We start from the raw sequence: 15,511 nt of genomic DNA on the forward strand, positions 1-15,511 counted from the left end.
GCAACAGACCATTTATTAAATGCGCTTTTTTTGCTTTGTTCAACATCCTGAGGGTGTAGAGAAAGATTTCCATAGTTCCCCAAAACTCCAAAGAATGTACGACCATATAAACTCTCAATCTCGTTTAACAAAACACCTGCTTCAAGTGCATTATAATCGAGCTCAGCACCATAGCCATATTCAAAAGCAGATAAATTGGAAGCATAATGATGGCTCCCCCCATAAGCACGCAGAAAAAAGGCTGTCTTTTCATTCTCTTTCCAAGAAGAATGAAAAGCATTCCGCATTGTCTCCAACGTCTTATTTTGCGTGATCATATCCACTAAACCAGCATGAAATAAGGCATTTGGCAAAAGAAGATAAGTTGGAACCTGTGGAACAACAGCTCTAATTTGGAGATTAGACTGAACATCAAGCGGTATAGAGAGATTAGATGAAGGATCTAAAGGTTCAGAGGACTGAGAAGGCTTTGGTTCAACAGGGACAGAAGGAGGAGAAACAGTATCCAGAGATGAAGTGTCCTCCGGAACAGAGGGCTTAGATGGCATAACCTCATCCGTAGAAGTCTCAACTGGAACAAATGGTGCAGGCATAGGCACAGCAGAAGGATTTTCTGGAACTGTTGGTACTGAGGGAGACGGAACTGGTGCAGAAGGAGTCAGCGTCGAATCCGTAGGGATAAATGTTTCAGACGATTCAGATCCCTCAGGCAAAGAAGGTGTAGATGGTATAAGTGGAGGCTCAACAGAAGGGGGTTGTTCAGGTGAAATAGTCTCTGTTGGTCGTTTAGAAGGAACCGTCTCTTCTTCAGATTGAGGAGGTAAAACTGTAGACGTTGGCTTAGAAGCAGTTTCAGAAGAATCTAATTCAGGACCAATGTAAACACTTTCGAGACGAAAATCCCAAAAATCCCCTTCTCCAACAACCAATCTATTCTTTGGATCTGCATTTCCAGAAGAAGAACTTGGACCATAGACACGAAGTTTATATTGATAAGGAAATCCATTCACCGTAGTATAACTATTGGCTAACTTAAAAGAACTTTCCTCTGCTGTCCCAGCAACTTGAACAAGTGAAATACTTTGACTTCCTTTATTGCCAGCTTCTCCTTCTAAGGTTTTGGAAAATTTCTCCATCATGAGCAGTGTACTTCCCAAAACATTCCCGTAGATCAAAATACGATCAGTTTTTTGAGGATTAAACGAGCCGTCATTATTCACAAACGCACTCATCTTAATCTGCACATTTCCCTTTGCATTATAGGCTTCTTTATCATACTGTATCCCCTCTATTGGATTTATGTCATTTAGATTACTTCCTTTCTCAATATATACTTTTCCAATATATAGCGTTTGATAATCTTGAGATATAAATTTATCAAAAAAAATTGTGCTATCAGAAATGCTTATAGACGAAAGTAATGAATCTACAGGAAGAGATTCCTGCAAATCTGTATGTTTCCTTTTGGTGAGATACCATGCAGAGCCATTTGTTAATTCTAAGTGAACAGTTGATGCATCCTCAACACGAATACCCCCTGTAAGGGTAGAATCCTTTGCTTTCACCAATAGAGAAGAATTATTTTGAGCCTTTAACAATAAATCACCAGAGATCTTTGTCCTTTCTGTTAATTCAATAGTAGCTTCAGCTCCATAAATATCATCCCCCGTACTATAAATGGCAATACCATCAGGAACTGAAAAAGCTGTCTGTGACAAATGCAAAGATGCTTCACCCCAAACAATTTTTTCTACTTTTGAAAGTTTTTCACTCCCTACCTTAAACATATCACCCCATACATCTGGACCTAATCCATAAAAATACAGACCGTATACTCCCTCACCCTGAACAGAAATATTGTTTTTTTCTATCTTAATACTTGTCTTTTTAAACTCATTTGATGAAGCGTATTCTTGAACCAATTTACCTTCAGCATCTGCATAACCTGCAAAATTCGTAATCAAGAAGCCATGCATATCAGTGAGCTGAATAGAATCACCACGCAAATGAACATCACCACCCTGTGATATGTCAAAAGCTCTTGGAAATTCATCAATAGTTTCATTATCAACTACAATCGTATGTTTCTTACCTTTTCCCTGAATATTGGTTGTATCAATAAGATATTTTCCCCCAAATTGTGTTGAAAACGCACCAATCTCATGAAAAGTAATAGTACTGCCTGACATCCTAACGAATGCATCAGAACTACTCACAAATCCAATCCCTTTTGCATTCAAATTATCTGATACAATATCAATATTTACGCTCACTAAAGCAATATCGGTTTTTTTTCCTTCTGCACATACAGCTTGCAAACTACCTTCAATCTTCCCTCTATTCATCACAACTTGCCCGTTCTGAACACGAAAACCGGACATATCCTTAATATTTGAATTGGTTAGAACAAGCTTGCCATCATCTTTTACAGATGCACTATATAAAAATGACTGCTTTGGCCTATGCGAGATAATATTTGTCTCTAATAAATTTAAAACAGTTCCCTCTTTTTCTATAGAGAAGACAGCAATAAAATCATCTAGAGAAGAGACAGAAGGAGTATAATTTTTATTACTTATCGTATGTTTTTTACTATCGCTATATGTAAAAAAACTCCCTGATACATTACAGGAAGTTCCTAAATTATTAGGATTCGCATTAACACTCACGATTGACAAAAAAGAAACAATAGCCGTTGTAATAAATAAAAATCTATACCCGCTTAATACATTAACCATAACTTTATTCCCAATTTGCCTTTCTCCCCTGTTAGTTAAAAATAAAAAACATTCCCCATAACATTAAGTTAAACACACTATAGCAAGTATAAAACTTAAATAATCACTTTATACTTCATAAAACACTCTATAACTTATATAAAAATTACTCTATATTTCATAGGCACCTAAAAACGATAGTATAAACCGCCTGAAAAAATAATCCCTGAAAAACCACCTTTTCTAAGGCAATGCTGATAAGTTACATCTCCATGCAAAGCAGAGTTTGAAGACAACTGAGCCTTCAATCCCATTCCAGTTTCTAGAGAAGAGCCAAAAGCCCTTATTGGAATTCATCTCCAAACCGCACACGTTGTTTTCCTCTAAAACTAATGGCAAGCTGAAGCTTGCAATTGAAAGAAACAACAAGAGCCTCTTTAGAAGCAGCAAGCATCTTTCTTAAAGACCACCAACACGCATCACCCATAAATCAAGTTTTCCCATCTCAATATCAAAACCATCAATATCAGACGCCTTATCAAACCGCACATTTTGATAAATAACCTAAACCTGCGGATCAAAAATAACCCCTTTATGCCCTGTCGTAAATGACTTGCCCGCAATCAATGAAGCACTCAAAGGTGTTTCCTTCAATGTTGCTGTCTTGCCTCTTGCTTGCGTGAGAACATCCCCTTTAAATAAACCATAGGAAAAAAGGACATCTATATAAAAGCCTGTATCATGCTGCATGCTGCCATATACTGTAATAGACCATTTATCAAATGTACTTTTTTGCTTTCTTTAACATCTTGAGGTTGTAGAGAGTTTTTTTTCCATTATTCTCCATTATTCCAAAGCTCAAAGTGTGATGTGTATCCTCAATCGCATTGAGCAAGACACTTGCCTCTATACCATGAACATCAGAAACCTGAATCTTACCTTCATCAAAGGAAAGAACCACCCTGCTTCACACCAAACACAGATTGAGATAACGTAGCATTTCTACCACTTTTCTTTTCGCCATTTCCTGTAATAGAACTCTTTTTAAAAGAAGTTTTATTATCTTTTGACACAACCACTGCTGATGTAATCTTCCCAGATCTCTTTAATTCTAAAATTCCATCAGTTCCTGAAAGCCTTTTTCCCCTTTACTTTTTTGCGGCTTAATAACTATGTTATGAGTTCGTATTGTAAAAATAACACCTGTAGTCCTCCTATCCAATCCACTCATATATAACTTATTACGACTTCCAAAAGTACGAGAAGCATCAACTGTATCACACGAATACGACTTAAAAAGAGAATTACACGAGGGGTTATAATCTTCTGCACTCACATCTATATTGTGCACGAAGAAAGAAATAGAGGTCGTAAGAGAACACACACATAGCGTTTTAGTACTTTAATCATAATTTAGTCTAAACTTCCTTTATTTTATTCATAAAAAACTGAAAAGACACACCTAGTTCATCTACTTATTATGTACCGTTACATATAATTTGTTTTGTATTATATGTAAAGTCAAAAATCAGAAAAACGACACAACAAAACCATGTTTTGTGCTTATGTCTTTCACAAAGGATGTATTAAAGAAAAATACAATTAAAAATGATAACTTAATCCACCAGAAAAATGCGTTCCGGAAAAGCCGTCACTCGTAAATTTATGCTGATAAATCAGATCGCTATGAAAAATAATTTTGGGAGATAATTGCGAAAAAACACCAAATCCAGCTTCTAAAGAAGTCCCAAAGGAACCAAGCTGGAAGGCATCTTTAAAATATACAAATTGTTTATCATCAAAACTACGAATGAAATGAAGCTTACCATAGAATGAGAGAACATGTGCATCTTTATCTTTAGTAAATGTAAGTGTCTTCGTTAAATACCCACCAATACGCATCCCCCAATGATCTGGACTTCGCATATCAATATTAAAATTATCAATATCACGAGTCTTATGAAACTGGAGATTTTGATAAACAAACTGAACCTGTGGTTCAAAAATAAAATATCGGCTGCCTATCATAAACGTTTTACCAGCAATTAAAGAAACACTTAGGGGCTTCCCTCTCAATGCAGCCGTTTTACCTCGCTCAAGTGTGAGAACATTTCCATTAAACAAACCATAAGAGAAGAGACCATCCATATAGAGACCCGTATCATGCTGCATGCTTCCATATGCTGTGATTGTCCATTTATCAAATATACTTTCTTGACTTTTTTTAACCTTTCGAGGCTGCAAAGAAAGCTTGCCATAATTTCCCATAATCCCAAAAGATGTCGTACTGTATGCACTTTCGATTTTCTTGAGTAAAATACCTGCCTCTAGTGCATTATAATCAAGCTCACCGCCATAATCACCATATTTAAATGCAGACAAATTTGAAGTATAATGATGATGTCCACCGTAACCGCGCAAAAACAAAGCGGGATTTTCATCATTTTTCAACAACCGACCAGGAACAGTTCGCAGCGCTTGCAACTGCTTGCTTTGATTACTGATATCCATCAATCCAGCATAAAATAAGGTATTTGGCACAAGAATATAAGTCAAAACCTGTGGAACAACGACTCTCACATTTGGCTCAAAATGAGAAGAAGGCTCAAAAACAGATGCCGGAACAGAAGAACCAGACGCAGGTGGAGTAACAACAAAAGGAGTGGGTGAAACAGATGGCGGAACAGAAGAACCAGATGCAACTGGGGAAACAACAGAAGGAGTGGGTGAAACATGCGGCGGAACAAGTGAACCAGATGCAACTGGGGAAACAACAGAAGGAATGGATGAAACAGATGACGGAACAGAAGAACCAGATGCAACTGGGGAAACAACAGAAGGAGTGGGTGAAACATGCGGCGGAACAAGTGAACCAGATGCAACTGGGGAAACAACAGAAGGAATGGATGAAACAGATGACGGAACAGAAGAACCAGATGCAACTGGGGAAACAACAGAAGGAGTGGGTGAAACATGGGGCGGAACAGGTGAACCAGATGCAGGTGGAGAAACTGGATTAGATTCAGCAATAGCGGGAACAACAGGTGCAAGAGAGGAAAGAGGATTGGGGATCTCAAGTACAAAAACATCAGATACATTAGGTGTGGTCGTAAGATGGGAATCCCTATCAGGAGAATCTACAGGAGAAGAAAGACTTGGCTCCTGAGACTTTTGCTGAGAGTTAGAATCAATAGAACCATCCTCACCTCCAGTAATATTAGGATGAATTTTAGAAAAAGAAGGAATATCATCAGAAGAAGGGGGGACAACCAAATCAAGAACAGGAAAAACTTTAGTGGAATCAACAAATTGACTTTCAAGTCGGAAATCCCAAAATGTTCCAGAGTTTTTAAGCACTCTTTGATTGGAATCTGCCGCCCCTAAAGCAGAGCCTGGACCATAACTCTTAAGATGATACTGATAGGGGGAGGCTTCAAGTGTGACATACCCCCCCTTTAACTGAAAAGAATCTTCCATGGCTTTTCCATAAACCTGAATAATGGAAATCCCCTGATTATTACCACCATCTCCCGTCAATGCCCCTGGACTTCCAGGAATCTTATAAACATGAACTGTTGTTTTTCCTTCAAGATCACCATTGATTAAAAGCCGGTCAGTTTTTTGCTCTTGCAGAGCTCCGCCTTTATCCAAATATGCATTAAGATAAAGATTCACATCACCGTGCGCTTTATAGACAGTCCCAAATCCTTTTCCAATGAGAAGTGTCTGATAACCATTTGTTTTTTTAGATTTTAATTCTTCAAAAACAAGAGAACTATCCGTAAGATTAACCGATGAAATAGAAGAATAATCTTTTAACCTAGAACCAGAAGCATCAGAATTTTGCAATTTGTCATATTTTGGTCGCGATAAAATCCACTTTGAACCATTTTTTAAATCTATCTTAGCTGTAGAACTTTCATCAACATGTGCGCCTCCTACAAGGGTAGAAGCATCAGCCTCAATCTTTACATTAGAACGCTCAACAGCTTTCAGGAGTGAATCTCCAGAAATTTTTGAATGTTGTGAGAGTTTAACAGAACTTTCGAATTCGCGACTATAAATAGCCGTACTTTCTGGAGCCATAAAAGTTGTCTTTGTCACATGGACAGTCCCTTTTCCAGGTATAATTGTTTTTTTATCATTTAAGACAGCTTCCCAAAAAAAGTGCATACCATTAAATCCATTCCCTCTCACAAAAACATTGGAATATTTTATATGAGCAGCATTATGGTTATTCCCCTGCACTACAATGCCATGAACATTGTCGACATTAACGTTTCCCTTCTGGAAATTAAGAGAGCCTTTCCCCTGAAGCATACTAAAAGCAGAACCTTCACGATGATTATCTGTATTTGTTCCCTGTTTCCCCCTCCCAGTAATAGAAACGCCCTCTAAATTAATTTCTCCATCTCCTCCTGTTTGAACACCAATACCATCAGCAAAATCAATTTTTCCTCCTTTCATATAAATTTTTGCACCATTATGACTCAAAAGACCTATCGCATCAGAAGATGTCTTAATCTCTGTCTTGGTCAAAGAAACAAACGACCCTTTACCCCCAACACTGATCCCCATTCTGGTTGCTTTAATCACCCCATCCTGCATTTCAAAAGCTCCCTCATCATTAATATCGGCCCCTATCGACACGTTATTTAACATGGAATCAAATAGAGCAACGCCTCCCCCATTTGAGGACTTTACAGCTGTTGTCCAAGCGTTTGTTTCTGAATGTCCATGTGCATTCGAAACACCGTTAATGATTATAGCCTCTCCCTCAATGACTGTATTTTTCCCTGATGCCTCTATGGCAGCATCAGAACTTTCACCCGTAAGTTGATAAGTTTTCTTGGTAATTTCATGCGTTTTACCATCATTACAGCGATAAAATGAGGCACTTTCGTTACATGAATATGGCTTCTTCTCAGAAGAAATCTCACCTGCATCAGTATTGTATACAAAGAAAAAAATAACCGTTGTAAAATGATATAAAGAGAGATGATTTTTAAACATAATTTTCTACAAACTTTCTTCCCCTTCTCTAAAAACAAAAAACACGCGTTCTGTTTAATAACTTTGGTTACGCGTGATAATTTAAAATACGTTTTGTATTTTATATATCCACCCTATGTTTTATGTAAAGCCAGAATCCCAAAATATCACAATTTAAAATTGTATTATTTATAAAAACGCGTAAAAATATAGATAGAAATAAAAATTCCACCCCAAAGCAGTGATTTCAAGAGAATTTAATAAAAATAAACTCAAAGAAGAAAAACAGCATAAGAAGCAAAAACTGCAAACCAGAAAGTCTTATCTCGTTTCTAAAAAGAAACAAACTAGCTCATGCAAAAAAACATTTTTTTAAAAAACTTATTTAAAAAGTTGCAAACAAATAATAAAAAACCACAAGCATAGCTTGTGGTTTTTTAAACAACTTACCTCAAGATGATCATCCTAAAAACGATAGCGCAATCCACCAGAAAAACTGATTCCAGAAAAACCACCTTTACTCAACTTATGCTGATAAACCAAATCACCATGAAGCGCAAATTTTTGAGACAAGCGAGCATTAAGACCTAATCCAGCCTCTAGAGAAGAACCAAAAGCCCCTAACTGGAAAGAATCTTTAAAGCGCACAGACCTTTCTTTTCCAAAATCATGGGCAAAATGAATCTTTCCATAAAAAGAAACATCACGATCTTTTTCAAACGCAGTAAGAGTCTTTATCAAGCGACCACCCATACGCACCATCAATTGATCAAGTTTATCGATCTCAATATTAAAATTATCAATATCGCGGACCTCATTAAATTGAAGATGCTGATAAACAACCTGAACCTGTGGATCAAAAACAACACCTTCATATCCTGTGGCAATTTTCTGACCACTCATCAAGGAAACACTTAAAGGGTTACCCTTCAATGTTGCCGTTTTACCCCGCGCAGTTGTCAGAACATCTCCCTTAAACAGACCATAAGATAACAAACCATCAACATAGAATCCTACATCATGCTGCATACTGCCATAAACTGTAGCAGTCCATTTATCAAATGTACTTTTTTGGCTTTGTGCAACATCTCGAGGTTGTAGAGAAAGCTTTCCATAAGACCCCATCACCCCAAAGGATATAACACTGTCAACATTTTCAACAGTTTGTAGCAAAACACCTGTCTCTAGTGCATAGTACCCTAGATCTCCCCCATAACCATATTCAAGCGCAGATAAATCTGAGGCATAACGATAACTTCCACCATAGCCACGCAAAAATGAAGCAGGATTTTCACGAATTTCCAACATTCCACTAGGATTAGTCCGTACTGTCTCTAACTGCTTGTTTTGATTGCTTATATCCATTAAACCAGCATGGAATAAACTATTTGGCAAAAGCAGATAAGTTGGAACCTGAGGAACAACAACCTTAACGCCTTGCCTAGAATGATGCTCACCACCTAAACTAAGTTTAGAACTCTGAGTTAATCTAAATGTAGTATCAGAATCAATAAATCCATTTTCGAGGCGGAAATCCCAAAAATCTCCTTCACCTTCGACTAATCTTTGAGACGCACTCGCTCTTCCTAATTCAGAGTTTGGGCCATAAGCATGAAGCCTATATTGGTAAGGTAGACCGTCCAATGCAATATAATCACCATCCAACAAGAAAGAATCTTTCTCCGCTATTCCAGAAACCTGAATAATCGAGATACCTTTGTCATTTCCATAACGCTCCGTACCACCTCCTGGACTTCCTGAAACACCATGCACATGTACTATCGTTTTTCCTTCAATATCACCATGGATCAAAAAACGATCCGTTTTTTGATTCTGAAGAGCCCCCCCCTTATTCAAATAAGTGTTGAGATAAAGATGTGCATTACCCTGTGCTTTATAAACTTCACCTGTTCCTCTCCCAACACGAAGGGTTTGATAGCCATCAACTATGTTAGTTTCTGGTTGTTCAAAAATAATAGAACTATCAATAAGATGTATTAATGAAATTGATGAAACACCTATAGAACTAGGAACTTGCAAATTTTTATTTTTCGGTCGTGATAAAATCCATTTTGAATCACCTCTCAACCGAAATTCAGCAGAAGAACTTTCATCAACATGTGTCCCCCCTACAAGTGTAGAAGCATCCACTGAAACCTTCACAAAAGAGCCATCCTCAACCTTCAGTAATAAATCTCCAGAAAGTTTGGAATTATCCAACAGCCTAACAACACCACCAGATCCTCTGCTATAAATAGCTGCACTCTTTGGAACTGTAAAAGAGGTTCTTGTCAAGTCAACAATCCCTCGTACGGGTAAGTTCGTTTTTGGAAGACTTCCGAACATCTCTTCCTCACCCGCAAAAATATAAAAAGAATAGGGATACTCGTGATCTTTCATTTCCTCATTTCTGTCTCCTAGTCCCTCCCAAAAACGCAACCCATAAGACGTATTACTTTCTACCAAAACCGTAGAATCCACGATAGTTATAAAGACACCCTTCCCATCGATATTATTCCCATGCATTGAAAAACCATGAGCATTGGCTAGATTAACTTTACCTTTCTCAAAATGGATAAACCCATTAGACGCATGAAAAGCTGAATTTTCATTATGGTCATCTATACCCATCCCCTGACTACCTTGTTCGGTAATAGAACTACTCCTTAAATCGACCTGTCCCCAATTTTTTATTTTAACTCCGATACCCTTTGTAAAGTTAATCTCTCCTCTTTCTATAATCACTTGTCCATATTCACTCGCCACGACCCCATACTTCCAAAAACTTTCTTTTGAAATAACAGCACTTGAAGCATCCTTAACAGTTATATTTTTCCCTAAGAGAAGCGTTTTTCTTCCAGATGCTTGTATAGCAACAGTTTCATTCGTATTTTCATCAGTTTTTTGATAATTTTTATTGTAAAAGTAGTGTTTTTTACCATCATTACACCGATAAAATTCACTATTCATACTACATGAAAATTGATCCTGATTATTTTGTGTCTTACCATTAACGCCAGAACGATCTTGTACCCCAGTATTAACAACAGCACCACCTTGAACCGTAGCATGAACATTGTGTGCACAAAAAAGAAATGCTGTTGTAAAAGTACATAAGGAAAAACGATTTTTAAATAGATTGACCATAATTACACCATAATTTTGCCCATAAAAGTAATACGTAATGTATCAAAAAACTTAACAAAGAGAAAAAATTAATACGTTTTGGATTAACTGCGCAGATCTTATTAATGCTTTTTGTGTTTTATGTAAATATGGAATTTAAAAGTTACTAAAAATACAGTCTAAATCTATTTTTTTATAAGGGATTTGCAAAAATATAACTGAAAATTAGAGAAAAATCATCTTTAAAGTTGTTATTTAAAAGCAGCTTTAAGGGATTTTTGTACATTAAGAATGCCTATTTTAACTGTTGTTTAATCAATACCCAAAGCGTGTATAATTAATATTCGAGATAAATATTATATTGAAACAATGGGCACTCGTAAGCAGACAAAACTGAATATATGCCAAAATTGGGAAGCAAAGCTATCACATACAGCTGTTTTAGGCAGTATTTATGGAAATACGAACTAATTTAGAAAGAGGAGGAAAGTGTAAAAATTAAAATCTGTTCCGATTTTTACCATCTCTTTTCAACATTTTAAAATATTCAGAGCCGTATCTAAAAGGTGAAAATGACATATAATTTTATCTTTTTATTTATCACATTCTTTAAAGAAAACGCATTTTCAAAAAATAATACGTTATTTATGTTTCTAATCCACCAATTTTCTCAGATATATTTCATATTTCCATCTCCATTTCATAACGGCAGCAGATATAATATAAAGTTTATCGGATACAGCCCTCATTGCGCCTGAGTAGCATCTTTGTCTTTGTCAATTTCTAATATTGTAAATCCTCTCCTCTTAACATAATCCCCCAAATTATATTGACTCCTTTCTTAAACGATTATCCACTTGCTAATCTTACATATAATAGACAAAGGAATGCTTTTTATGGATTCATCATAAGAGCATTGAAAATATTTCAGCGCCCTAAATTAAAAAATATCTTTATAAATCAAAATATTATAAATAGTATAATAATCACTCTGAAATACGCATTTTGAAACAATAACGTACAAACTCTTCAGACTTTTCAAAAAAACGAAAGAAGTCCAACCTAAAAGCATATTAAAGATAAGCAAAGTCACACTCTCATAAAAATGCTATAACACAAAATGAATAGATAATGAAAAAAAAGCCACAAGTATAACTTGTAGCTTTTTTGAAAGATTAATCAAAAACAGGAACAACACTAGAAATGATAACGCAATCCACCTGAAAAACTCGTTCCAGAAAAACCAGCTTTCGTTAGTTTGTGCTGATAAACCAAATCGCCGTAAAGCGCAAATTTTTGAGACAATTGGGCATTAAAACCTAATCCTGTTTCTAATGAAGAACCAAAAGCACCTAGCTGGAAAGCATCTTTAAAATGCACAAATTGTTTTCCTTCAAAACCATGAGCAAGATGAAGCTTGCCATAGAAAGAAACAACCTGAGCCTCATCAGTAACGACCAGCCTCTTTGTTAAACGCCCTCCAACACGCCCTACCCACTGATGAAGCTTTCCTAAATCAATATCAAAGCCATCCACATCACGCACCTTATTAAATTGAAGATATTGATAAACAACCTGAACTTGCGGATCAAAAACAAAACCGTCTTCCCCCACCATAAACGTTTTACCAGCAGTCAATGAAGCACTTAAAGGGAAACCCTTTAATGTTGCCGTCTTGCCACGTGCAGTTGTTAGAACATCACCTTTAAACAAGCCGTAAGACACAAGACCATCAACGTAAAAACCTGCATCATGCTGCATACCACCATATGCCGTAACTGACCATTTATCAAATGTACTTTTTTGACTCTGCTCAACATTCAAAGGTTGCAAAGAAAATCTCTCGTAAGCCCCGATAACTCCAAAAGAAGTGGAACCATACATATTTTCGATTGCTTTCAGCAAAACACCTGCCTCTAGTGCATTATAATCAAACTCGCCGCCATAACCATATTCAAGCGTGGAAAGATTTGAAGTATAACGATGATTGCCGCCATAACCGCTCACAAAAAAGAGAGGGTTTTCACGACTTTCTAATAAGCCCCCAGAAGTAATTCGCAAAGCTTCTAACCGCTTATTTTGATTGTTAACATTCATCAAACCAATATGACGTAAGGCATTAGGCAAAAGGAGATAAGTCGGAACCTGCGGAACAACAGCCTTAACGCCCGGCTTAGGACGAGGATGAGGCTCCGGAGCTGGTTCTGGAGAAGGTTCTGGTCCCGGAATTGGCTTAGGAGCAGGATCTGGTTTAGGTTGAACATCAGAATCTATAGACCTACTTTCAAGGCGAAAATCCCAAAATTCCCCGTTACCTTCAACTAATCTCTGATCCATACTTGCTTTTCCAAACTCAGATTCTGGACCATAACTATAAAGCTTATACTGATAAGGTAATTCGTTTAAGGCTACATAACCACCTTCCAACTGAAAAGAATCTTGCTTTGCTTGTCCAGAAACCTGAATGATTGAAATACCTTCAGCATTCCCCCCCTTTCCCGTATATCCTCCTGGACTTCCTGCAACTCCATGCACTTGGAGCTTTGTTTTTCCCGAAACATTCCCATGAATTAAAACACGATCCGTCTTTTGATGATCAAGAGCACCACCACTATTCAGGTATGTATTAAGAGAAATAGAGGCACCGCCCTGTGCTCTATAAACCTCACCCTTTCCCTTTCCAATACGAAGGGTTTGATAATTATCAACAGAAGAAGATTCGTGTCTTTTAAAATTAATAGAGCTATCACCCATAAGACTAACGAGTGAAATAGAAGAATCATGTGCAGCCCCATGTTGATCTTTTTGCAGCGGTTGTTGTAAAATCCATGTAGAACGACCTCCTAAATAAAGTTCGGCATTAGAGTCTTTATCAACGTGTGTGCGACCTTCAAGCGTAGAAGCATCAGCCAAAACGATCACAGATGCCCCTTTCTCAGCTTTTAATAAAAAATTCCCTGAACGAAGAGTGCTTTTCATCAAACTCACCGCACCAGAAATAACATTGCTGCCATAAAGAGCGGTATCGTCTTCAACAGAAAACTCTGTTGTATCCAAATTAACAACTTCCAATCGTGGTGGAGCTTTTTCTTCCTCTAATGAAGTCTCTTCTTTTTTACCTCCACCTTCGCTCCATGGCTTCTCTCCCTGAAAATAGATACCATAAGATCCCTCACCCTTTACTGTAATAGAAGAAGACTTAAAGTTAGCCTCGGTCACATAAAAGTTATTCGATAAATCTTCAGCTTCATCTTCAGTTTCAGCTTCTGTTTCAGAGCGTTCTGGTACAACACTAAAAGGCTTGACGGGATTTTCTAATAATATACCATGTGCACCCTCAACCTTAATAGTCCCCCCTGTAAACTCAACACGCCCCCCTTCATCCATTAAAAAAGCCGCATCATTTTTATCTTTGTGGCCCTTTCCAGTAAGAGTGACACCATCGAGAATCACCTTCCCTCCCAACATCGCAGAAATCCCATGACTGTTGGTAAAGTTAACCTCCCCACCTTCCACCCAAATATCTGCCCCGCTATAACTGGAAAGACTTGCCTTCCCATCACGCGTATTAACTTTTGCACCCTCTAAAATAACCAATGAATTCCCCACAGCTTCAACAGCCCTATCACTGTCCTCTATAATCCCCTGCTTTACCTCAATGATTCCATTATGAGCGAAAAGAGCTAACTTTGTATTTTGAAGCGTCGGTTTTTTCAAAACAATCTTTCCGTCATCTGATACAGCCACACCACGCAAAAAAGATTTATCAGAAATTTCACTGCTAACAGTTACATTTTCTCCATCAACTCTGGACCCTATCCGCTTCACCGTTATAGCAGTAGGATCATCAGGATAGTTGGAAACATTTTCGTTCGTAATTGTATAAGATTTATTATCAATTTTAGATTCCCCGCAATTATCGCATATATAATATAATCCACTATAGTAATAAAACCCAGGATTTACTCCTCTTCCATCAGAGTCTGCATCTTTAACAGAGTTATCTACATTTTTCTGATGTCCATTCCATCCATCCACTCCACTAAGCTTACGATAATCATTCCCCCCACGAATACCATCATCGTTATTGCCAACAGGGGTCTGATGAGAAGTATAATGATTATTCTGCCCACTCTCTCCACCAAGGGGAGGCTTGTGTATGTTACTCCCACTAAGATAAGGACCAGAAGTAATACCGATACCGTTGATCGGAGTAACCGTTATAACATAAGGTTTACTATCCTTCCCCTCTGCAGCCGCATACACTTCTCTTCCATTTTGAAGCAAAGAGAGGATAGCTGTTGTACAAGCACATAAACATACATGATTTCTAAAAACTTTAATCATAGTTCCCTCGAAACTTTCCTTCCCCTCTCATTAAAAACAAAAGCACTTACAAAACACCCCCTTGCACACCTCAAAAATACGAAAAGTGTAACAAAAGAACATGCCTCATGCTTATTTGAACTGTGCAATGAATTATCCCAATAAATTTGGCAAAAGCTCTACGCTAAAAACCATCTATAAGAGAATAACAACAAAACACAATTTATAAGTGTATAATGCATTCTGTATTTCGTGTAAAGAAAAAATGAAACCAGTGCGTGCAATTAATTAAAAACACAATCTAGCCTTGTGAACTTTAAAAATTAATCCACAAAGAGATGAATGAAACA

Annotated in this window: 5 protein-coding genes and 1 pseudogene; all 6 read right to left on the reverse strand. The window is 37.3% G+C overall.

Annotated features, from left to right (window positions below):
- Positions 1-2,738 (reverse strand): autotransporter outer membrane beta-barrel domain-containing protein (locus ACFINM_RS07960; protein WP_375641034.1); only part of this gene is annotated, 2,738 nt, incomplete at its 3' end.
- 167 nt (positions 2,739-2,905) lie between these two features.
- Positions 2,906-3,633: pseudogene (locus tag ACFINM_RS07965) on the reverse strand (autotransporter outer membrane beta-barrel domain-containing protein); the annotation flags it as partial.
- A 28-nt stretch (positions 3,634-3,661) separates the two neighbouring features.
- Positions 3,662-3,790: a hypothetical protein gene (locus ACFINM_RS07970; protein WP_375610851.1), complete on the reverse strand. Its 129-nt coding sequence runs from the start codon at positions 3,788-3,790 to the stop codon at positions 3,662-3,664.
- Between the two features lie 529 nt (positions 3,791-4,319).
- Positions 4,320-7,730: an autotransporter outer membrane beta-barrel domain-containing protein gene (locus ACFINM_RS07975; protein WP_375641035.1), complete on the reverse strand. Its 3,411-nt coding sequence runs from the start codon at positions 7,728-7,730 to the stop codon at positions 4,320-4,322.
- Positions 7,731-8,174: 444 nt separating this feature from the next.
- Positions 8,175-10,856 carry an autotransporter outer membrane beta-barrel domain-containing protein gene (locus ACFINM_RS07980; RefSeq protein WP_375641036.1) on the reverse strand — a complete coding sequence of 894 codons (2,682 nt, stop codon included), beginning with the start codon at positions 10,854-10,856 and terminating at the stop codon, positions 8,175-8,177.
- Positions 10,857-12,032: 1,176 nt separating this feature from the next.
- The gene (locus ACFINM_RS07985) at positions 12,033-15,182 is read right to left on the reverse strand and encodes an autotransporter outer membrane beta-barrel domain-containing protein (protein ID WP_375641037.1); all 3,150 of its coding nucleotides are present in this window, start codon (positions 15,180-15,182) and stop codon (positions 12,033-12,035) included.
- Between the last annotated feature and the right edge of the window lie 329 nt (positions 15,183-15,511).

The sequence above is a fragment of the Bartonella sp. AA168HLJHH genome (assembly GCF_042197365.1).
Lineage (GTDB): Bacteria > Pseudomonadota > Alphaproteobacteria > Rhizobiales > Rhizobiaceae > Bartonella.